This window comes from Geomonas sp. Red32 (assembly GCF_023652955.1).
Taxonomy (GTDB): domain Bacteria; phylum Desulfobacterota; class Desulfuromonadia; order Geobacterales; family Geobacteraceae; genus Geomonas.
The window spans coordinates 115049-136408 of sequence record NZ_JAKLOY010000002.1 but is presented as its reverse complement, the minus strand read 5'-3'; the positions used below and the strand labels follow the sequence as shown (position 1 = coordinate 136408).

General features: G+C 61.4%; 16 protein-coding genes. 9 read left to right on the top strand and 7 right to left on the bottom strand.

Annotation, left to right across the window (positions count from 1 at the left end; translation table 11 throughout):
- Window positions 1–207: 207 nt before the first annotated feature.
- Together L4X63_RS07545 and L4X63_RS07540 are read left to right on the top strand one after the other, a co-directional pair.
- The gene (locus tag L4X63_RS07545; protein ID WP_250678005.1) at window positions 208–2637 is read left to right on the top strand and encodes a PAS domain S-box protein; all 2430 of its coding nucleotides are present in this window, start codon (window positions 208–210) and stop codon (window positions 2635–2637) included.
- Complete coding sequence (locus L4X63_RS07540; RefSeq protein WP_250678004.1) at window positions 2634–5045, top strand: hybrid sensor histidine kinase/response regulator; 2412 nt, start codon at window positions 2634–2636, stop codon at window positions 5043–5045. The genes L4X63_RS07545 and L4X63_RS07540 overlap by 4 nt, the downstream gene beginning before the upstream one ends.
- Window positions 5046–5079: 34 nt before the next feature.
- Here L4X63_RS07540 and L4X63_RS07535 read toward each other — a convergent pair whose 3' ends face one another.
- Complete coding sequence (locus tag L4X63_RS07535; protein WP_250678003.1) at window positions 5080–5964, bottom strand: LysR substrate-binding domain-containing protein; 885 nt, start codon at window positions 5962–5964, stop codon at window positions 5080–5082.
- Window positions 5965–6072: 108 nt separating this feature from the next.
- Between L4X63_RS07535 and L4X63_RS07530 the strand changes: the two genes are divergently transcribed.
- The 4 genes from L4X63_RS07530 to L4X63_RS07515 all read left to right on the top strand — a co-directional run bounded on the left by L4X63_RS07530 (window position 6073) and on the right by L4X63_RS07515 (window position 8259).
- Window positions 6073–7005: a YeiH family protein gene (locus L4X63_RS07530; RefSeq protein ID WP_250678002.1), complete on the top strand. Its 933-nt coding sequence runs from the start codon at window positions 6073–6075 to the stop codon at window positions 7003–7005.
- 39 nt (window positions 7006–7044) lie between these two features.
- Window positions 7045–7347: a type II toxin-antitoxin system MqsR family toxin gene (locus L4X63_RS07525; protein ID WP_502799901.1), complete on the top strand. Its 303-nt coding sequence runs from the start codon at window positions 7045–7047 to the stop codon at window positions 7345–7347.
- Window positions 7348–7349: 2 nt separating this feature from the next.
- Window positions 7350–7751, top strand: a complete 402-nt coding sequence (locus L4X63_RS07520) for a type II TA system antitoxin MqsA family protein (RefSeq protein WP_250678001.1) — start codon at window positions 7350–7352, stop codon at window positions 7749–7751.
- A 199-nt stretch (window positions 7752–7950) separates the two neighbouring features.
- Window positions 7951–8259: a rhodanese-like domain-containing protein gene (locus L4X63_RS07515; protein WP_250678000.1), complete on the top strand. Its 309-nt coding sequence runs from the start codon at window positions 7951–7953 to the stop codon at window positions 8257–8259.
- A gap of 1001 nt (window positions 8260–9260) precedes the next feature.
- On the opposite strand, the gene L4X63_RS07510 is transcribed toward L4X63_RS07515, so the two are convergent.
- Together L4X63_RS07510 and L4X63_RS07505 are read right to left on the bottom strand one after the other, a co-directional pair.
- Window positions 9261–9980, bottom strand: a complete 720-nt coding sequence (locus L4X63_RS07510) for a creatininase family protein (protein WP_250677999.1) — start codon at window positions 9978–9980, stop codon at window positions 9261–9263.
- A 10-nt stretch (window positions 9981–9990) separates the two neighbouring features.
- Complete coding sequence (locus tag L4X63_RS07505; protein WP_250677998.1) at window positions 9991–13764, bottom strand: PAS domain S-box protein; 3774 nt, start codon at window positions 13762–13764, stop codon at window positions 9991–9993.
- Window positions 13765–14010: 246 nt separating this feature from the next.
- Here L4X63_RS07505 and L4X63_RS07500 point away from each other — a divergent pair, with 246 nt between their 5' ends.
- Window positions 14011–14859: a CvfB family protein gene (locus tag L4X63_RS07500; protein WP_250677997.1), complete on the top strand. Its 849-nt coding sequence runs from the start codon at window positions 14011–14013 to the stop codon at window positions 14857–14859.
- Between the two features lie 145 nt (window positions 14860–15004).
- Here L4X63_RS07500 and L4X63_RS07495 read toward each other — a convergent pair whose 3' ends face one another.
- On the bottom strand, window positions 15005–15682 hold the full coding sequence (locus tag L4X63_RS07495) for a Bax inhibitor-1/YccA family protein (protein ID WP_250677996.1): 678 nt from the start codon (window positions 15680–15682) through the stop codon (window positions 15005–15007).
- Window positions 15683–15838: 156 nt separating this feature from the next.
- Between L4X63_RS07495 and L4X63_RS07490 the strand changes: the two genes are divergently transcribed.
- Complete coding sequence (locus L4X63_RS07490; protein ID WP_250677995.1) at window positions 15839–16198, top strand: hypothetical protein; 360 nt, start codon at window positions 15839–15841, stop codon at window positions 16196–16198.
- A 101-nt stretch (window positions 16199–16299) separates the two neighbouring features.
- Here the strand turns inward: L4X63_RS07490 and L4X63_RS07485 are convergent, their stop codons facing one another.
- The 3 genes from L4X63_RS07485 to L4X63_RS07475 form a co-directional block, all read right to left on the bottom strand.
- Window positions 16300–17367 (bottom strand): NADH:flavin oxidoreductase/NADH oxidase, encoded by a 1068-nt coding sequence (locus L4X63_RS07485; protein WP_250677994.1) that lies wholly within the window; start codon window positions 17365–17367, stop codon window positions 16300–16302.
- Window positions 17368–17474: 107 nt separating this feature from the next.
- The gene (gene mutM, locus L4X63_RS07480; RefSeq protein ID WP_250677993.1) at window positions 17475–18287 is read right to left on the bottom strand and encodes a bifunctional DNA-formamidopyrimidine glycosylase/DNA-(apurinic or apyrimidinic site) lyase; all 813 of its coding nucleotides are present in this window, start codon (window positions 18285–18287) and stop codon (window positions 17475–17477) included.
- Window positions 18288–18346: 59 nt separating this feature from the next.
- Complete coding sequence (locus L4X63_RS07475) at window positions 18347–18529, bottom strand: hypothetical protein (RefSeq protein ID WP_250677992.1); 183 nt, start codon at window positions 18527–18529, stop codon at window positions 18347–18349.
- Window positions 18530–18993: 464 nt separating this feature from the next.
- On the opposite strand from L4X63_RS07475, the gene L4X63_RS07470 reads away from it, so the two are divergent.
- The gene (locus L4X63_RS07470; RefSeq protein WP_250677991.1) at window positions 18994–21234 is read left to right on the top strand and encodes a PAS domain-containing sensor histidine kinase; all 2241 of its coding nucleotides are present in this window, start codon (window positions 18994–18996) and stop codon (window positions 21232–21234) included.
- Window positions 21235–21360 lie beyond the last annotated feature (126 nt).

Here is a 21360-nt window from a genome sequence, read left to right as displayed (position 1 = left end):
CCCCTTATCTTGATCAGTAACTGAGCTGCCGGCTAAGCGGTTCGACCCTGGAGGGAGGGGCTACATGACCGATGGTTCAAGCAGCCCATGGAGGGAGCTCTGCAGCGGGATGGTGGGGATGCGCCCCTTGCCCGCTTTCCGCCGCAACTCGCTCAGGACCGTAAGCCTTGACCGGCCTTTAGACGGGCGGCTGGTGGAGAGTCTCCCGTGAGTCCGCTGAGCCGCTTCCCGCTACGCCTGAGCATACCCTTGCTGCTCCTCGTCATCGCTCTGACGGTGGAGCTTTTCAGCACGACCTACAGCCGGATTCAGGCCGACCAGGAAGAGGAACGCGAGTCGCTCACCCTGGTTGCCCAGGACATGTCCGTCCTCAAGATATCCGTGCTGCAGCGCCTGCGTTTGGGCGACTGGCCGGGTGTCCAGCAAACCCTCGCCGCCTGGTCCACCCATCCAAATATCATCAACCTCTCCCTGGTTGACGAGAGGGGGATCGTCGCCGCCTCCACCAATATCCGGACCGTTGGGCTTCCTGCCTCCCGCGGCATCCCGGGCCTGGATCCTGCCGTAATGAAAGAGGCGGCCGCCACTTCGGCCGGAAAGACGCTCTTTTCCTCCGACCGCAGGGTCATCATTACCTACCATCCGGTTTTCGAAGACCCCCGGCCCGGTGAGCTGAGAGCGCGCCGGGCCGGGATGCTGGTCATGCGCTACGATGCCGGGCGCCGGAAGGAGGTCCGGCGGCAGGCGCTCAGGCAGCAGGCCTTCGCCGAAGCCATCCTCTTCGGCTGGCTGCTGCTGATGCTGGGCGCCCTGCTCCACGTTGCCCTTACCCGGCGGGTCGCCCTCCTGGTCAACGTCGCGAAGCGGCTGACCGAAGGGGACCTGACCGCCCGCTGCCGGTTGAAGGGAGCCGACGAGCTGGCCGAGCTCGGCAAGGCCTTCGACCGCATGGCCGACGAGATCTCCATCAGCAACGAGCTGGCCAAGGCGGCGGCCGACAAGTACCGGATCGTGGCCGATAACACCTACGACTGGGAATTCTGGATCGCCCCGGCCGGCGAGTTCCTCTACATTTCCCCCTCCTGTCACCGCATCACCGGCTTCCAGGCGGCCGATTTCCGCGAAGATCCGGGGCTATTTTCGAGGATCGTCTACCGCGATGACCTGGAGGTTTTCCGCTCCCACCGCAAGGAGGCGGTCGAGGGGAACCCCTGCGAGATCCGGTACCGCATCGTACGGGCCGACGGGGAGATCCGCTGGCTCGACCATACCTGTCAACCGGTAGTCGATAGCGAGGGGCGTTTCCTCGGGACCCGGGGGAGTAACCGGGACATCACCGAACGGATGAAAGGTGAGGAGGCCCGCGCTCACTTGGCCGCCATCGTGGAATTCACCGACGACGCCGCCGTCGGCAAGACCCTGGAAGGGAACATCGTGAGCTGGAATCGAGGGGCCGAACATCTGTACGGCTACCGGCGGGACGAGGTGCTCGGGCGCTCGATATCCCTGTTGGTCCCTCCCGAACGGGCGGAGGAGATAAAGAATGTCCTCCAGCAGGTGGCCAAGGGAACTCCGGTCGAGCGCCACGAGACGGTCCGGGTCTGCAAGGATGGGCGCCGGGTCGACGTGGCGGTGACCGTTTCCCCCATCTTCGACACCCGGGGCGAGGTAGTGGGGGCGGCGAGCATAGCCCGCGACATAACCCCCACCAAGAAGGCCGAGGCGGAGCTCCGGAAGCTCTACGCCGAGCTGGAGAACCGGGTCCGGGAACGGACCGCCGAGCTGGACCGCAGGGGCTCGGAACTTGCCCAGAGCCAGCGGGCCCTGATGAACCTGGTGGACGATCTCAACCAGAAGACCGAGGAGCTGGAGCAGGCCAACATCAAGCTGAAGGACCTCGACCGTCTCAAGTCGATGTTCATCGCGACCATGAGCCACGAGCTGAGGACGCCGCTTAACTCGATCATCGGCTTCTCCAGCATCATCCTGCACGGCTGGACCGGGCCGGTCACCAAGGAGCAGTCCGAAAACCTGGAGATCATCCTCAGAAGCGGGAAGCACCTCTTGAACCTGATCAACGACGTCATCGACGTCTCCAAGATCGAGGCGGGAAAGATCGAGGCGGTGCTCGAGGAGTTCGAGCTCTTCGACCTGGTCGTCGAGGCGGTCAAGCTGGTCAAGAAGGATTACGACGAAAAGGGGCTCCTGCTGCGGGTGGAAGCCGGCAGGGCGCCTCTTCACACCGACCGGCGGCGGCTTTTGCAGGCCCTTATCAACCTCCTCTCCAACGCGCAGAAGTTCACCGCGGAGGGTGAGGTGACGGTCGCGACCCGGCTCTTCGACGAGCAGGGGAGGGGCATGGTCGAGATCAGCGTCACCGACACCGGGATGGGGATCGCCGAGGACGACCTCCCCCGCATGTTCCAGGCCTTCGTTCGCCTGGGGCATCCGAGCGGCAGCCCTCCCGGCACCGGTCTCGGTCTCTACCTGACCCACAAGCTCGTCAGCGGCGTCTTGGAGGGGGAGGTGACCGTGGAGAGCGTGCTCGGGAAGGGAAGCCGTTTTGGCATCGTCGTGCCGGCGCGGTTGGGGGACGCCGGTGGTGAGCCGGAGTATCCCGGGGAGGGAGAGGCATGAAGATTCTCGTGGTGGACGACAATGCCAATGACCGCAGGGGGCTTCGCTACTACCTCGAAAACCGCGGAGAAGTGACCGTGATCGAGGCACGCGACGGCCGCGAGGGGTACGACGTGGCGCTCGAGCAGCTTCCCGACCTGATCATCTCGGACGCCCTGATGCCCCAGATGGACGGCTTCGAGTTCCTGCGCAACGTGAAGATCAACGACCTTCTGAAGAAGATTCCCTTCGTCTTCTACTCGGCGGTCTACACCGGCTCCAAGGACGAGGAGTTCGCCCGCAAGCTCGGTGCCGACGCCTTCATCACCAAGCCCAAAGAGCCGGAAGAGTTCTGGCAGGAGATCCTGGCGGCGCTCAACCGGCGGGGGGGAGGCGAAAAGGAGAGCGGCGGTGCCACCCCGCTCGGGGAGGAGAGCGAGTATCTCAAAGGGTACAGCACGGTGGTGGCGGCCAAGCTGGAGGAGAAGGTACTGGAGCTGGAGGACAGCCTCGCGCTCCGGCTGGAGGCGGAGGAAGCCCTCAGGAAGAGCGAGCAGTTTCTCTCCAGTATCTTCGAGAACATACCCGACATGATCCTCGTCGAGGACGCCGTCCAGGGGACCATCCTCAGGGTAAACCGGGCGGGAGAGGAGCTCCTTGGGTACAGCCGGGAGAAGCTCGTGGGGTGCAAGCCGTCCGAGGTGCTCCCGGCAGAGCTCGCCCGCTACTTTGCCCGCCTGGCCGAAGATCCGCCGCCGGCGGGGAGCGTGGTGGAAATGCCGGAACAGACCATCGCGACCCGCTACCGGGGCGACCGGGTGATCGGCGGGAAGAAGATCTCCATCCTCGATCAGGCCGACCAAACCACCTACATCCTGGGGATCTGCGAGGACGTGACGGAAAGGACCCGGGCGGAAGAGGAGCTCCGCAAGCTCTCCTCCGCCATCCGGCAGAGCCCGGTCTCCATCATGATCGCCAACACCGACGGCATCATCGAGTTCGTGAATCCCAAGTTCTACCAGGTCACCGGGTTGACCCCGGCGGAAACGCTCGGGCAGAACACCCGCATCATGAAGTCGGGAAAGACCCCCGACGAGGAGTACCGCCGGCTCTGGTCGACCATCACCTCGGGAAGGGTGTGGCACGGCGAGTTCCATAACCACAAGAAGGACGGGGATTACTTCTGGGAGCAGGCGACCATCGCCCCGGTCAAGAACAGGGAAGGGGAGATCACCCATTTCATCGCCATCAAGGAGGACGTCACCGAAAGGAAAAGGCTCGAGGAACAGCTTCGCCAGGCCCAGAAGATGGAGGCCATCGGGAAACTGGCGGGCGGGGTGGCTCACGACTTCAACAACATGCTGATGGTCATCTTCGGGTACGCCAACATCGTGCAGATGAAGATGGCGGACGACGACCCGCTTAAGGAGAACATGGACAAGCTCCTCTCCGCCGCCGACCGGGCCGCGACCCTCACCCGGAGCCTTTTGGCCTTCAGCAGGAAGGAGCCGATGGTGCTGAGGCCCCTCAACTTCAACGAGGTGGTCCGCAAGGTGGAGAAGTTCCTCAGCAGGATCATCGGCGAGGACGTGACGGTCTGCACCGAATTCCGCGAGGATCCCCTCCCGGTCAATGCCGACGGAGGGCAGATCGAGCAGGTGCTGATGAACCTGGCCACCAACGCCCGCGACGCGATGCCGACCGGAGGGACGCTCACCATATCCACCGAGGGGGTGGAGCTCTCCTCCGACGAAACCGAAGGGAAGGGGGGGCGCTACGTGGTCATCTCGGTCTCCGACAACGGGATCGGCATGGACAGCGAGACGGCGGAGCGGATCTTCGACCCCTTCTTCACCACCAAGGAGGCAGGGAAGGGGACCGGGCTCGGGCTCTCCATCGTGTACGGGATCGTGAAGCAGCATGACGGTTTCATCACCGTGAACAGCGAACCGGGGCGGGGGACCACCTTCCGCATCCATCTGCCGCGGCTGACCGCCGGGGAGGAGTCGGCCGAGGAGTCGGCCGCGGCGGCTTCGGCGCCGGAGGGGAGCGAGACCGTGCTGCTGGCCGAGGACGATGCCGAGGTACGGCGCCTGGCGGTGAGCGTGTTGACCCAGTTCGGCTACCAGGTGATCGAGGCGTGGGACGGGGTGGAGGCGGTGAACCTCTTCCGCGAGCACCAGGAAAAGATTGCCCTGGTGATGCTCGACCTGATCATGCCGCGCATGGGTGGCAAGGAGGCCTTCGCCGAGATACGGACGATGTCCCGCGAGGTCCCGGTCCTCTTCGTGAGCGGCTATCCCCGGGACGTGGTGCAGCGAAGCGGCATGATCGAGGAGAACTTCGATCTGCTCATGAAGCCGATCACCCCCCAGGGGCTGCTGGTGAAGATCCGCGAACTGCTGGACCGCGCGAAAGCGGGAGCCTAGCCCCGCTGGAATCCCTCGAAGCGGCCGGAGACGGTCACCGCGCGTCTTCGAGCAGGGAGAGGTAGGCCGACATCAGCTTCGATGTGTAGTCGCTGTCCCGGGTCAGGATGAAGAGGGTCCTCCCGAGGTCCACCGGCGTCTTCACTTCGACCAGCCAGCCATGGTCCAGTTCGCGCTGGACCGCCATCCTTGACAGGCATCCCACCCCAAGTCCCGCCTCCACCGCCTTCTTGATCGCCTCGGTGTGGCCTAGCTCCATGGCGATTTCGCAGGGGATCCCTGCCGCAGCTAGAGCCTTTTCGAAAACTTCGCGGGTACCGGAACCGGCTTCCCGCATGATCCACCTCGTCGTCGCCAGCTCGGCGCAGCCCGGAGTGCCGCTGTTGGCCATGGGGTGTTCCTTCCCCACCACCACGACTAGTTCGTCCTTCTTCCACGGCCTTACCTTGAGCGACGCGATATGAGGCGGCCCCTCGATCAGCCCCAGGTCGTAGGCCCCGCTCTCCACCGCCTCCTCGACCTGTTTCGTGTTACCCACCTCCAGCAGCACCCGGGCACGGGGGTACTGGCGCTCGAAGGCCCCGACCAGCAGCGGCAGCAGGTAGTTGCCGATGGTCGTGCTCGCCCCGACCTTCAGGACCCCCACCGGTTCGCCCACCGAATCGTTGAGAAAGCTCTCCACGCTGGAGACCCTGGCGATGATCTCGCGCACCTGGGGGAGGATGTAACGCCCGCGGTCGTTGAGGAGCAGTTTACGGCCACGCCGGTCGAACAGCGGGGCCCCCGCCAGACGCTCCAGTTCCGCGATGGCCATGCTGACCGCCGACTGGGTGATGCCGGTCAATTCGCTGGCCCTGGTGGCCTGTCCGCAGGTGGCTACCTTCTCGAAGACATCGAGCTGCCGCAGGGTTATCGCCATACCGCCTCCATATAAGTAAAACTCATGGTAAAGATGAATACTTTGAATTTTTATTTATAGTCGTTATGCAATATATATTGCAACAATTATCCACCTAGGAGGGGGGAAATGGAAAGAGATGCCTATCGGAAGTTCCTGTTTGTGGTTTGCCTCGCTGCCTGTTGCTGGCCAGCGGTGTCCACGGCGATGGCCCTGGTGGCCGGGATGCTCTTCAGCTTGCTGGTCGGCAACCCGTGGGGGAAAGGGGCCGCCAAGCTGAGCAAGATCGTTCTCCAGCTCTCGGTGGTGGGGCTTGGTTTCGGGCTGAGCCTTGGCGAGGTGGTGAAGGCTGGGAGGGCGTCGGTTCTCTACACCACCATCGGGATCTCCCTGACGCTGGCCATCGGGTACCTGCTGGGGAAATGGTACAAGGTGGAGAGCAACACCTCCGCGCTGGTGTCCTTTGGGACCGCCATCTGCGGAGGGAGCGCCATCGCCGCCATGGCCCCGGTCCTCAAGGCCAAGGATCACGAGATCGCGGTGGCGCTGGCGACCGTATTCCTGCTGAACTCCGTGGCGTTGCTGGTCTTTCCTCCCTTTGGGCACATGGCCGGACTGAGCCAGGAGCTCTTCGGCACCTGGGCAGGCCTCGCCATCCACGATACGAGCAGCGTGGTCGGTGCCGCCGCCGCCTACGGTTCCAAGGCGCTCGCCGTCGGCACCACGGTAAAGCTCTCCAGGGCGATCTGGATCACCCCCGTAGTCATCGCGGCGGGGTATTTCAAGAGGTCGTCGCAACGGGCGACGGTCCCGCTTTTCATAGTCGGCTTCATCGTGGCGGCCACCATGCGCACCATGCTCCCGCAGCTCCACGGGCTCTTCGACGGAGCCTCGGCGGTCTCCAAACAGGCGCTGGTGCTCACACTCTTTCTGATAGGAACCGGTCTTTCGAAGGAAGTGCTGAAAAAAGTAGGGATGCGCCCCCTTTTGCAGGGGGTCACCCTCTGGCTGCTGGTGAGTGCAGCCACCCTGGGGGCACTGATGCTGGTCGGGGTAAGGTGAAGGAAGGAACCGCCGTTGCTAATATTAACCAAGTAGGTTATTGTAAAGGATGGAAAAGCGGACACCACACTGCAAGCTGTCCACCATAACGGGTTCGAAGCAGGCCGTGTCCGGATAACTCTGGGAGCACTCGCTGGCGGCGCGGTGTTGGGATATGATGCGGACGGCATTATTGGTGTCGTCTTGGCGCTGGAGACGAAAGACTTCTATAAAAGCATGACTACGTATGGAGATCATCGAATCTGGCAGGATGTCTATCGGCCTTTGACGCCGGTTGGCAGGGTGTATCTGAAACTGACGGTGATCGACGAAGTGGTGGTTGTTTCATTCAAGGAGTTATGAACATGAGATGTCCAGCCTGCGGAGGAGCTGAACTCGTGCATGATACCCGCGACGTTCCTTATGCGTACAAGGGGGAACGGGTCATGGTTCCTTCGGTGACAGGAGAGTTCTGTCCCGTGTGTGACGAATCGGTCCTTGAGAAGAAGGAATCGGAGCGCGTCAGCTCATTGATGATTGAATTTAATAAAACGGTGAACGCTTCCATTGTCGACCCGGCCTTTATCGCCAACGTTCGAAAGAAGCTCGCTCTTGACCAACGTGAAGCCGGTGAGATTTTTGGTGGGGGTGTTAACGCTTTTTCCAGGTACGAGAACGGCAAGACGAAACCGCCGCTGGCACTAGTAAAATTGCTGAAGGTCCTCGATCGTCATCCAGAGCTTTTGGCTGAAGTAAGATCTCCTTGAGGGGGCAGGGGAGTCCTTGTTGTGGGGACCTCGCAGCGATGATGCGTGGTTGACATACGACTCCTGACAGACTATATATATGATTACTTGAATAGGCATGGTTGCGGTTGCCAGAAAATAACCGTTTTAAAACTAGATAGTTGGTGTTGGAAAAGAAATCCTCTGCTTCAAGTGTGGGGAGATGTTACGGGGGTTTTAGATGGAAGCTAAAGCAGTGCTTGAGAAAATTAAGTCCAAACGCCAGCCGGTCATACTCGATGTCCGCACCGGTTTCGAGTTCAAAAGCGGCCACATCCCCGGGGCGGTGCATGCTCCGAGCTGGAAGCTCCTGGTCAAGATGGTCAACCTCCCGAACGACAAAAACAGCGAGATCGTGGTGACCTGCGAGCACGGCCCCCGTGCCGCCATGGCGAGCTCCATCCTTGGGCTCCACGGGTACCGCAACGTCTCCCTTCTCTCCGGGCACATGGCCGAATGGCGCCGGAGCCGTTTCCCCATCGAGAAATAACACTTCCCCCCTCCGCCAACGAGGGGGGAAGCCGGCAGCAACCGGAAAAGCCGCAGCACATTCGTCGTTACTTCTCTTCGCAGCACTCCTTTATCTTTTCATACCTGCAAATTCCTGGCGCACTCCCGCACAGCCTCCCTCAGCCGCTCGCCACCTTTCCTGGAAAATGTTGTCAGGGTAGGGTGAATATGGCTCCCGAGATGGCAGTCCGCAGGTCCGCCCTCCGTCTCCAATATGCAAAGACGCCAGGCTGCCGAAATCCAACACATCCTATTGGCTTCCGAAGCTATCCCGCAATCACCAGCGGGATGTCGAAAACGAAAACGCCTTACGCCGTCTCGGCTGGCGGGTCCTTGTGGTGTGGGAATGCCAGACGAAGGACAGCCATCTTCTCGAGGATTTGCTGTGGCACTTCCTAAGTGGGGGGGAGCGACCTCCGGGGCGGCGGCGGGGCTCACCCCGCTCTCCCCTTCAGATATCTGTTACGTCCCATAAGATATATTATGTAAAGTACGATGTGTCTTTTTGAGCGGACGGCTTGAGGGGGAATTCGCTACGGCTTTAAGCCCGGGTTAAATGGAGGATCGGTTCGATCACTTCTGCTACATCGTTTGTGCCGATTGGACCGGCCGGCAGAAACCGGCCACTGGCTACTTCCCGGCTCTTCGATGAAACGTCTCAGTCAACTCAGATACTCTCGTTCGGTTGATACTGATACCCGCCTCGTGATTCTATAGTAACGACCTTGCCTGCTTCGCTGTCTCAGACGTTCCGGATCGTCCTTTGCCATTCTCAACGAGCGGCCCGGTAGTTGTCACCAGATCTATCTTTGATTATGCGTCACCTGTCCTGAGACAGTCTTGGAAGCCCTATTTTCCCTCTCAGTCAATACAGACGGAAAAACAACCCATACCTACCCCTGGACTAAACAGAAAAAGCCGCTTAAAACGCAAATTTGGAAGCCGCCTTTTTAGGCAATCCTCGAGGGGTACCGGAAAGCCTTACCAGCGGCGGCTTTCCAGCGCTTTTACCAGTTCGACCACCTTGTCGGCCACCAGCGACTCCAGGATCCTTCCTTTTTCGGCGCTGGCCTTGGACGGATCGCCCCAGACGCCACCGGGCCAGAAACTCCGCTTGTCCCGGACCAGGATTCCCGGCGGGAACGCCGGCCATTCCTCCGGCGAGCTTCCTTTCACGAGGTGCGGATGCGAGTGCATGATGCGCGAGGTCTCGATCTCGCCGGCATGGGCGTCGCCCGGCGTCTCCAAGAGATGGGCCGCCGAATCCTTGGCCAGGTCGTATTCGGTCACCACCGCCATGTTAATGCCGGCGATCTCCAGCAGCAATTCCTCCCCGGCGTCCTGTAGCGCCATTCGATGGCTACCCCCGGCGTGCCCGGTCAAGGCGATGAAATTCATTAGACCGTGTGCATGCAACGAGCGGACGATGTCCTTGAAGAGGGCCTTCAATGTTGCCGTGGTGATCGAGACGGTTCCGGGGTGCAGGGAGGTCGACCGGCAGCAGCCGTAATGGACTGGCGGGGCCACGAAGAGCGGAATCCGTTCTGCCGCCCTCTTCCCGACCTCGTACGCCTCGATCGTGTCAGTGGATAGCGGGAGATGGCTTCCGTGTTCCTCGACCGAGCCGAACGGGATGTAGGCGGTGCGGCAGCTCTTGCGCCCCTCTGCAAACTCGTTCATGGTCATCTCTTCCAGCAGCATCTTTGCCTCCTCACTCCGCATCCAGGAGGTCGCGGATCTTCTTGGCCAGTTCCGACGGCTTGGCCGGCTTCATGATGATGTCGATCCCGTCCATCTCGATCCCCTTGTCCTCGATGACGTCGGAGGTGTAACCGCTCAAGAACAGTACCTTGAGCTGCGGATCGCGGGACCTGAGCTCCTCGCAGACCTGCTTGCCGTTCATCTTGGGCATGATGACGTCCAGCAGCGCGAGGTCGATGTCGTTCGGGTTCCGCTCGAAGAGATCGAGTGCCTGTTCGCCGCTTTCCGCGAGGAGTACCGAGTAACCGAACCGGGTCAACACCGAATCCACCAGATGGCGGACTGCCGGATCGTCCTCAACCACGAGGATCGTTTCGCTGCCGCCGTTGGGCATCACCAGCGAGGCCCGTTTCGCTTCCGCCTCGAGTCCCGGAACCAGCGGGAGATAGACGAAGAAGGTCGTTCCGCCCCCCAGCTGGCTTTTCATGGTGATGAAGCCGTTATGCTGCTTGACGATGCCGTACACGATGGAAAGCCCGAGCCCGGTACCGCGCCCGTTGGCCTTGGTGGTGAAAAACGGCTCGAAGATCTTCTGCTGGGTCTTTATGTCCATGCCGGTGCCGGTGTCCGAGATGGTGATCAGGGCGAAGCGGCCGGGGGCGCCGAAGCCGTGTTCCTGCTGGAATTCCTTCCCGAGCGCGACGATCTCGGTCCGGATGGTGAGCTCGCCCCCTCCCGGCATGGCGTCTCGGGCGTTGGTGGCGAGGTTCATCAGCACCTGCTCTATCTGGCCATTGTCCGCCATCACCACCAGCCGCTCGCCGGTCAGGTCGGTCTTCAGCGAGATGTCCTCGCCTATGATCCTGGTGAGGAACTTGATGTGGTTGCGGGCCAGGTCGTTCAGTTCCAGCTGCTGCAGGAGCATGACCTGTTTGCGGCTGAAGGCCAGCAGGCTCCTGGTCAGGTGGGTGGCCCGGTCGGCGGCGTCCAGGATCTGCTCCATGTGGCTTCGCTTGGGATCCTCGGGGTCGAGCGTGTAGTGGAGAAGCTGGCCGAAACCGGTGATGACGGTCAGTATGTTATTGAAATCGTGGGCAACTCCTCCGGCCAGCTGCCCGATGGCCTCCATCTTCTGGGCCTGGCGCAGCTGCTCTTCGAGGCGTTTGCGCTCGGTCATGTTCTCCTTGAAGGCCATGTAATGGCTGATGATTCCCGCCGAGTTCCTGATCGGGAAGATGGTGGCATGCTCCCAGTAGGTCTCGCCGTCCTTGCGGCGGTTGAAGATGTCGCCCGACCAGACCTTCCCCGCGGTGATGGTGTCCCACAGGTCGCGGTAGAGCTCGGGTGCCGTCTTGTCCGATTTGAGCACGCGGGGATTTTCTCCGAGCACATCGGACGACTGGAACCCGGTGGTCTGGATGAACTTCGGGTTCACGTACTCGATCTTTCCGGTGGTGTCGGTGATCATGATGGAGATGGGGCTCTGCACGACCGCCTGGGATAGCTTCAAAAGCTGCTCCTCGACCAGGTTCCGCTCGGTGGTGTCCCGGTAGACCACCACGCAGCCGACCAGCTCTCCTTCCTCTCTGATCGGGGTGCTGATGAACTCGACGGTGAAACTGCTGCCGTCCTTGCGCCAGAAGAGCTCCTCGCCGTGGTGCGGACGGCCGTCGTGCAGGGCTTGGGAGATCGGGCATTCCTCCTGGGGATAACTTCTGCCGTCCGGCTTGGTGTGGTGCCCGAGCGAATGGTGGTGCTTGCCGAGCATCTCCTGCGGTTCCCACCCCATCATCTGGGCCCCCGCCGGATTCACGAAGGTCACCTTACCCTTCATGTCCACCCCGTAGATCCCCTCCCCTGCCGCGTCCAGGATCAGCTGGAGCTGCCGCCTGGTCTTCTCGTGGGCGTCCTGGGCGTGCTTTCTCGCGGTGATGTCCTCGAGGGTCTGGATGGCGCCGAGGAGTTTGCCGTCGCGGTCGCGGATGGGGGCTGCGGTGACAACCAGGTAATGGAGAACCCCATTGCGGTCCCGGTACCAGCTTTCGGTCTGCACCCCGTCGGGGATCTGGTCGTCGATGGATTCCACGGCGTGGTAGGCGGTCGCCAGCCTTCCCCCGCCCTTCACGATCAGGTCGGCCAAAAGCGGGTGCTCGGTCTCGTGGAAGATCTTCCAGAGGTCGTTGACCCCAAGGACCTCGCAGGCCTGGTAGCCGGTGAGGGTTTCGCAGGCGTGGTTCCAGATCACCACCTCGTGGTTGCCGTTGACCACGAAGGTGGGGAGGATCGAATTCTGCACGAGGCTTTCGGCGAATTCCTTCTGCCCTTCCAGGGCCTCCTGGGCAAGGTTGAGATCGGTGACGTCGTGGATGACGCCGATCACCCCGACGGTGCCGTCGGCGGCGGGGAACAGGTCCTTGTAGATGATGACATCCCTGCTCTGGCCGTCGGCGCGGGGGATTTTAGACCGGTACACCTGCAATGCCCCGTCGCGGGCCAATTTCACGTCCACGAGGCGGTTCGCCTCGGCGGTGTCGTCCGGGAAAAGGTCGCCGAGCGACTTGCCGATCACCTGTGTGCGGTCGACCCCCAGGAACTCTTCCAGGGCGCGGTTGCATCCCAGGTAGTATCCACGGGAGTCCTTGTAGAAGATCGGTATCGGCGTGGTGTCGATCACCCGCTGGGAGAAGGCGAGCTGCTTGTGGATCTCCTCCCTGCGGTGCTCCAGCTCGTCCAGCAGCGTGTTGAAGGCGCCGGCCAGGGTTGCGATCTCGTCGCCGCTCTCCACGGAGATCCGCTTCCTGTCTCCGTCGCCGGCCTTGAGAAGTGACTGGATCTGGCCGGTCATATCCAAAAGAGGCGCTGTCAGGTAGTGCATCAGGATCCAGGCGGCCAGAAAGGATATCGGGAAGACGCAGACAAGTGCCGCCAAAAGGAACTGGTGTGCGCGCTGGACGGAGGCGAGGGCTTCCGATTCGGGATAGTCGATCGCCAGGATCCATCCGGAGGTGGAGAGCTTCCGGTAGGCGCTGATGATCCGGGTACCCCGGGCGTTGGTCCGCACTCCGGTCCCCTCGTACCCTCTCAAGGCCCGGTCTGCCAGCGAGTTGGCCCCGAAGGCGTCGTAGGGCTTGAGGATCCGGTCCCGGATCGGGTGGGAAACGACGGCTTTACCCCTGGTGAAGAGATAGAGGTATCCCTGGTCGCCGATCTTCGTCGAGGAGACCTTGCCGAGGAAGTTGCTCTTGGTGAGATCGAGGGAGCCTGCCAGGACCGCCATTATTCCCCCCTGGGAGTCGAAGATGGGGGCGGTAAACATGACCACCGGGTGGTGGTGGGTCTGGGGGGAGACGAACGGCTCGGAAATCTGGGGAGCCCTGGTGGCAAGGGTGGTTTTGAGGAATTCGCTCCCGGAGAAATCGCGGACCATCATCTCCTGCTCGCGCGGAGTTTCGAAGAGCAGCCGCCCCCGGGGCGAAAACAGAAAGAGGCCGTTGTCGAAGGCTGCCCGGGTGTCGGGACGCCTTTGGAAGAAGCTCTCCATGGTGGAGCGATCGTTAATGGTGCCGCTGGTGATGGTGCCGGCCGTGGTGACCAGTTCGGTCTGCAGGGAGAGGAGCTTGTCGTCCAGCTGTTCCGAGAGCGCGCTGACCATCGCAAACTGCTGGGTGAACACCAGCTGCTTGATCTGATCGACGAAATAGATACCGGCGGAAAGGGTAAGTATGGTAAGGAGAACAGCGATAAGAAGGGAAATGGCCCAGGTAAGCTTGGTTTTCAGGCTCAAGGTGGATCTCCATGGGGAGGACACACTGCCGGGATCCTGTGGAGGTTCCGCGTGTGTCCTGGCAGCCACTAAAGTCTGGTGTTATGATAGGTTGACGTTAAAAAGATACTGGATCTTTTTAGACAGGTGGCAATGGAAGCCAAATTATGGCATATCTGCTGATAGGTATCGACCATTTTTTCCTGCAGTTTAATTTTTACCAGTGAGTGAACGATATCTAATTCTATTATTGCAGAGTGAGGTTACATGAAGGATCGATCAGCAGGCACCATGCTGGAACTGGGAAGATACAACACTCTGCCGGTCAGCAGACTGACCTCCATCGGCGCCTACCTCGCCTCGTCCGAGGGGGATATCCTCCTTCCATCCAAGTACCTCCCGGATGGGCTGGCCGCGGGAGATCGCGTCAAGGTTTTCGTATATCTCGATTCGGAGGACCGCCTGGTGGCGACCACCCTGCACCCGAAGGGGCAGGTGGGAGAATTCGCCCTGCTGCAGGTCAAGGAGACGGCTACGGTAGGAGCCTTCCTCGACTGGGGGCTCGAGAAGGACCTGCTGGCCCCGTTCGCCGAGCAGGCGCACCCCATGATGAAGGGAGAGAAGCACCTGGTCAGGCTCTACCTCGACCGTTCGGGAAGGATCGCGGCGTCGTCCCGGATCGACCGGTTCCTGGAGCGGACGCCGGCCGAGCTCAAAAACGGTGCGGAGGTCGATCTCGTCTTCTACGAGTTCACCGCCCTGGGCGCCAAGGTGGTGGTGAACGGCCGCTATCCCGGCCTTCTTTTCAAGAACGATCTCTTTGGGCGGTACCGGATTGGGGATCACCCCCGGGGTTTCGTGAAGAAGGTCAGGGAAGACGGCAAGATCGATGTGACCTTGAGACAGACCGGATTCCAAGGGGTGGCCGGCAGCAGGGATACCGTCATCAGGGTGCTCGAGGAGCGGGGCGGCTTTCTGCCGGTGGGTGACAAGAGCACCCCGGAGGTCATCTACGAGCTCTTCCGCATGAGCAAGAAGAGCTTCAAAACCGTCATCGGCAACCTCTACAAGCAGGGGGTCGTCGAAATAACCAAGGACGGGATCAAGCTGAAATGAACCGGTTCTACGTTCAAAGTTAACTGCTAAAGACACTGCAGAAACACACTCCGAAGAAAAAACGGGATGGCTCCCGAAGGTGCCATCCCGTTTTTCTTTTGTCTCGTTTGGTTGCTAACCTAGAACCTAGAACTGATTTTTTGTTCTATCTCCTCTCCCCGAACAGCCGGAGCATGGCGAGGAACATGTTGATGAAGTCCAGGTAGAGGGTCAGGGCCCCCATGATGGCTCCCTTGCGGCCGGCGGCCTGGTACTTGATCTTCTGCGTGTCATAGGCGGTGAGTCCGGTGAAGACGATGACGGCGCAGATGCTGGTCACCCAGGAGATCATCGGGCTGTGCAGGAAGATGTTGACGGCGAAGGCTATGATCACGCCGATCAGGCCCATGTTGAGGAAGCTTCCCCACGAGGTGAGATCGCTGCGGGTAACGTAGCCGTAGAGGCTCATGGCCCCGAACATCCCGGCGGTGACCATGAAGGTCGAGGCGATGGAGGATGCCGTGAAGACCACGAAGATGGTCGACATGGTCAGGCCGTTCAAGGCGGCGTAGGCAAGGAAAAGCATGCCGGCGGTGGTGGCGCTGATCCTGTTGATGGCGCCGCTGATCGCGAGGACGAGGCCGACTTCGCCGAACAGCAGGGCGTAGAGAAGGATGCGGTTACCGAGGATCGCCTGCAGCAGGACGGGCGAGGAGACCGTCAACAGCGAAACGAACGCGGTCAGCGCGAGCCCGGCGCCCATCCAGCCGTATACCCCCCGCATCACGCCGCCTTGGGCGATGGGGACGGTTCTGGCGGCGGCCTGGGTCTGATATCTTTCCATGGGTACTCCTTTTAAATTAGTGATATTAGCCGGGTAGAGGTTTCGTCCCGGGAAAGGCTGGTATAATCTACCTCACCGTACCCGACTTGTCACCACTAATTGCATGTCGCTGCCAGCTCCACCACTGGTACCGGACTGCGCCAAGGAGGAATGCCAATGTTCAGGAAACTCATGGTAGTCATCTGTCTCGTCACCTTCATCCCGGCCGCGGCAGGAGCGCAGGAGTTGGGCAGGCTGGCAAGCCAGCAGCCGGTGGAACAGACGGCGGCGGTAACGCCTGTCAAGGCAAGCACCGTCCCGTCGCCGCAGATGGCTGCCGCCCAGGTAATGGCGGCCAACGACTGTACCGATCCGGCCACGGGCGCCACCGAGGTCAAAGAACCCCGCCGCAGCCATAGCGGCATGACCTTCCGCGATTTCGTGGACATCCATTTCGGCGAGTACCGCTGGATCTACTGGGTAGGCGCGGCCGGTGCCCTCGTCGCCCTCCATGCCTTCGCCTTTAATAAGGACTGATCACTCTCCCCCGCTTTCCTGAAATGGGGGGAGGAAGACTTCCGACCGGAAGCTTCTCCTCCCATTCACGCTCCCCTACCCCTTCACTCCCATAACCCCGCTCAGAAATTCTTCGCCCGTTCGTACTGGGCAGGCCAAGTCAGGTCCACTCCCAGCGCCCTTGCCGCGCTCAGCGGCCAGTACGGATCCTTCAGCATTCCCCGGGCCAGGAAGACCACGTCGGCCAACCCGGTGGCCACTATCTGCTCAGCCTGGGCTGGGTCGCTCACGAAGCCGACCGCACCGGTGGCGATGCCTGCCTGTTGCCTGACGGCGGTCGCAAAGGGAACCTGGAACCCCGGCCCAAAAGGTGGCGCCGCCTCGGGAACGAGCCCGCCGCTGGAACAGTCGATCAGATCGACGCCGATCTCCTTGAGACGTTTAGCCAACTCGACCGTCTGGCTGATCTCCCATCCACCTTCGATCCAGTCGGTTGCCGAGACCCGCACGAAGAGCGGCAGGTGCCCGGGCCATATCTCTCTCACTGCCTTGGCCACCCGCAGCGGGAAACGGAGGCGGTTTTCCAGAGATCCGCCAAATTCGTCGGTGCGCTGGTTGGAGAGCGGGGAAAGGAACTCGTGCAGCAGGTAGCCGTGCGCCATGTGCAGTTCCACGACCTGGAAACCGGCCTCGACGGAGCGGCGGGCCGCCATGGTGAACTGGCCGAGGATATTTTCCAGGTCGTGGCTGGTCGCCTCGCGCGGCATCAGGTGTCCCGGGGCGAAGGGGATCGCGCTGGGGGCGACGGTCTGCCAGCCGCGGTTCTTCGCGCCGAGCGGCCCCCCGCCCCTCCAGGGAAGCTCGGTGGAAGCCTTGCGGCCGGCGTGGGCGAGCTGGATCCCGGCTACCGCTCCCTGTTCCCGGATGAAGCGGGTGATGGGGGCGAAGGCTGCCGCGTGCTCGGCACTCCAGATGCCGCTGTCGTCCGGACTGATGCGCCCTTGCGGCGTGACGGCGGTGGCCTCCACCATGACAAGGCCGGCGCCTCCGACGGCGCGGCTGCCGAGATGGACCAGGTGCCAGTCGGTGGGGAGTCCGTCCTTGCTCGAGTACTGGCACATGGGCGAGACGAAGATGCGGTTACGGATATTCAATTCCCGGAAGGTGATGGGGGAGAACAGTCGACTCATGGGAAGCCTCCATGGAAACGCTCAATGTGGAACAGTAAAGAGATTACCATACCGGCGAGGGTGTTAAGTACGGCACCCTCGCCGGTATAGGAGATGGGAAGGGATAACTAGCGTTGGCAGTTGGGACAGAAGAAGGTGGAGCGCTTCCCGAAACGGCCGCGCAGGATGGGATCCCCGCACGTGCGGCAGGGTTGTCCCTCCCGGCCATAGACGTAGAGTGTCTGGGGGAAATAGACGAGCTTGTCCTCTTCCTTGTCGAACTTCATGGTCGAGCGTCCGGCCGCGATGGAATCGGTGAGGGTTTGCTTGATGGAGGCAACCAGTTCCTCGCAACTCGATTCGGTCAGGTTCCCAGCCGGTGTCGCCGGGAGTATCCCGCAGCGGAAAAGGGATTCGGCGGCGTAAATGTTACCTACCCCGGCAACCACCGAGCTGTCCATGATGAACGGCTGCACGGCGACCTTCTTGCCGCGGCTTCTGCGGAACAGGTACGCTCCGGTAAACGCGCCGGTGAGCGGCTCCGGGCCGATACTTGCCAATAGCTTGTGCTGGAACGGGTCCGCCGCCGTCCAGTGGAGCGATCCGAAGCGGCGCGGGTCGTTCAGCCGGAGCATCTGTCCCGAATCCAGCAGGATGTCCAGGGTGTCGTGGGGGCCGGCGGTGCGCTGGCCGGGAACCACCCGCAGATGGCCGGTCATTCCCAGATGCACCAGCAGCGATCCGGCGGCAAAGCGGAGGATGAGATATTTCCCCCTGCGCTCGACGCTCGTGATCCGCTGGCCGGCCAGTTGGGCGGCCAGCTCGGCAGGTATGGTGGCGCCGAGCTTCTGCCCATGAACGAAGAAACCGGCCACCGCGCGGCCTACCAGGTGGCCGCTGATCCCAAGCCTCGTTACCTCTACCTCGGGGAGTTCAGGCATGCTCTCCCCTCCCCTGCCCGTGTTTTCCTGTGTGTCGATCCCGATTCAATGAGCGCCCCTCACTTCTCTATCGGCATCGGCGCGCAGACGTTGTCCGCTGTATTGGCCTCGGCGCCGCAGGTGAAGCAAACGACGGTGGGCTGATCGGTGATGTGGGCGATTTCTTCGACGAGCCCTTTACTCTTAAGCATGCAGATATGGCCGGTGTGCTTCGCTCCGCAACGGCAGGTTTCGGTGCTCATGGTGTCTCCTCTTGAGTGAAGTTTTGGATGACGCTGGCAGAGCGGGGTACGTGACACGACCTGCTCCACCTTGTCCTGTATAAAGATTAAACAAATCGGCGATGGTGGCAATAAAAAGGTACACCGATAGCAATATAATTTGATAAATTTAATTGCAAAAATTTATTCTTGATAGTAGATTTTACATACCTCAGTCACAGCACAACCTGCCGAGGCCCTACTGAGAGTGGCCCTAACTACCGGGCCGCAATGCCATCCACCCTCCACTATACGTTCACCCGTCCATGCCGGTGAAAAACGAAGTTAGTGACTCAGCGAGGCCATTTATGACTGCGAGGTATCAACCGGAAAAGAAAGGCTGCGGAAAAGCTGACCCGTTTTCACGTATCACACCCGCCGATTTCCCGAGGGAAGAAACCGCTCATCCAGGCGATCAGTATGCGGTCTTCAACAACATATTCGGCATGCTCCACCTTGGACTGTTCAAGTGCAATCCGGGCGGAGATTTCGTCCGCCCCGCGAACGCCGATGGCCTGGATTGCGGCCTTTCCTGCGTTTCCGAGAATGAAGGTGCCCCTCTCCTGGTGGCCGATGACCGTCCCTACCTGGTTGCCGCCTGGAGGACCACCATGGGGGCTTGCCTCGAATGGTCGTCGGAATTGACCTATCGTGCCGCGGACGGCGGGGCGGTGATCGTGCACGCCTCCATCGCCCAGATCCGAAATTCGGCCGGTGAGGTCACCGGTTACCTCGGGTGCAACGTCGACATTACCGCCAAGGTGGCGGTCCGCGAGGAAGTCGCCCTGAGCGAGGAGCGGCATCGCCTGGCTCTGGAGGCAGCCTGCGCCGGGCTGTGGGATATCGATTTGATCGCCGGGATATACCATGTAAGCCCTCGCTGTCACGAAATCCTCGGCTACCAGGACGGGGAACTTTCCACGGGCCTCGAGCAGCTAAAAAAACTGGTCCATCCCGAGGACCAGGAGACCCTGCTGTCCATCCGTTCCAGCTGTCATGCGGGGGACCGCGGCTTCCGCGTCGAACTCCGGCTCAAAACCGGCACCCGCAAATGGGGGTGGTTCCTCTGCCAGGGCAAAGCCCAACACGACGGCAACGGCCGTCTGGCTCGGGTGGTGGGGACCTTGGTCGATATCGGGGAGCAAAAACGGGTCGAACAGCTCAACCAGGTGGAGCATTCCCTTCTGGAGGTGGTCACCGGGAACATCCCGGTGGGGCTCGTGGTCATCGACCTGGAAGGAAACCTCATCTTCGCCAACCCCAGCGCCGAACAGATCCTTGGGACCTCCCGCGAAGAGATGAATCTCTCCCGCTACCGCCTCCCGGTCTGCCACCTGGTAACCCGCGGCGGGAAATCCTCCCACGAAGAGGAACTCCCCTTGCGCGAAGTACTGGCCGGCGGCAGCGTGATGCCAACGACCTGTTTTGCGATCAAGCGCCCCGACGGCGAACGGGTGCTGCTCTCCGTCAACGCCTCGCCCTTCGCCGGTGCTGACGGGGAGCCGGGCGGTACCGTGCTGGTGCTGCAGGACGTCACCGAGCAGAGGCATTACGAGCAAGTCCTGGCCGACAGCGACCGCCTGCTGAGCGAGACCCAGCGGATCGCCCAGCTGGGGAGCTATGTGCTCGACCTGGCCAAGGACCGTTGGAGCTGCTCGGCCACTCTGGGCGAAATCCTCGGGCTCGAGGAGGAGACCCCGATGAGCCTCCTCGGGCATTACGAAATAGTCCATCCCGACTTCCGTCAGCAGTTCATCGAGTCCTACTTCGCTTCTATCGTCAATGCCAAGCAATTCCAGATGGAATATAAGATCACCCGGCAAAGCGATCGGGTCGACCGCTGGGTGGCGGAGTGCTGCGAGCTCAAACCGGACGAGTCGGGCAAGCTCTGCCGGATGGTCGGCACCATCCAGGACATTACCGAGCGAAAGGACGCCGAGCAGGCGATTCGCGACCTCAACGACGAGCTGGACCGCCGGGTCATCGAACGGACGTCGCAGCTGGCGGCGGCCAAGAAGGAGATCGAATCCTTCAGTTACTCGGTCTCCCATGACCTGCGCGCACCGCTTCGACACATCAACAGCTACAGCACCATCCTTCTGACCGAATACGCCGATCAACTGAGCGAGGAACCCCGCCAGTACCTCGAGCGGATCAGTACCGCCAGCTCCAGGATGGGGAAATTGATCGACGACCTTTTAACCCTGACCCGGGTCGGCCGGACCGAGATGAAGAGAAACCGTTTCGACATCAGCAAGATGGCCGAGGAGGTCGCCAGCATGCTGAGCGAGGCCGAGGGGAATACGTCGGCGGAGTTCGTGGTCCAGAAAGGGCTGAGGGCCTTCGGCGACAGCATCCTCGTCCGGTTGGTGCTGGAAAACCTGATCGGCAACGCCTTGAAGTACTCCGGCAACGGAGAGTCCCGCATCGAGTTCGGCCGCACGGTGACCGATGGTAAGGCAGCCTTCTACGTCAGGGATAACGGCGTCGGCTTCGACATGGCGTTTGCGAACCTGCTATTCCAACCTTTCCAGAGGCTCCACGGCTCGGAGTTCGAGGGAACCGGAATCGGGCTCGCCACGGTGAAGCGGATCATCGACCGTCACGGCGGCACCGTCTGGGCGCATGGCTTGGACCAGGAGGGAGCCACCTTCTACTTCACGCTTCCCCGTTCACCGGAAAACTAAAAGGGGCGCGGCTCTCCCCGTGGCCGCGCCCTCTCCTTCCGTCTCGACACCGTGGGCTGCCTTTGGTTCCCTCCCCGCCCCGCCTCTTCCCGTACCTTCCTCTTCTCGTTCCCTCTCGTTCCCTCT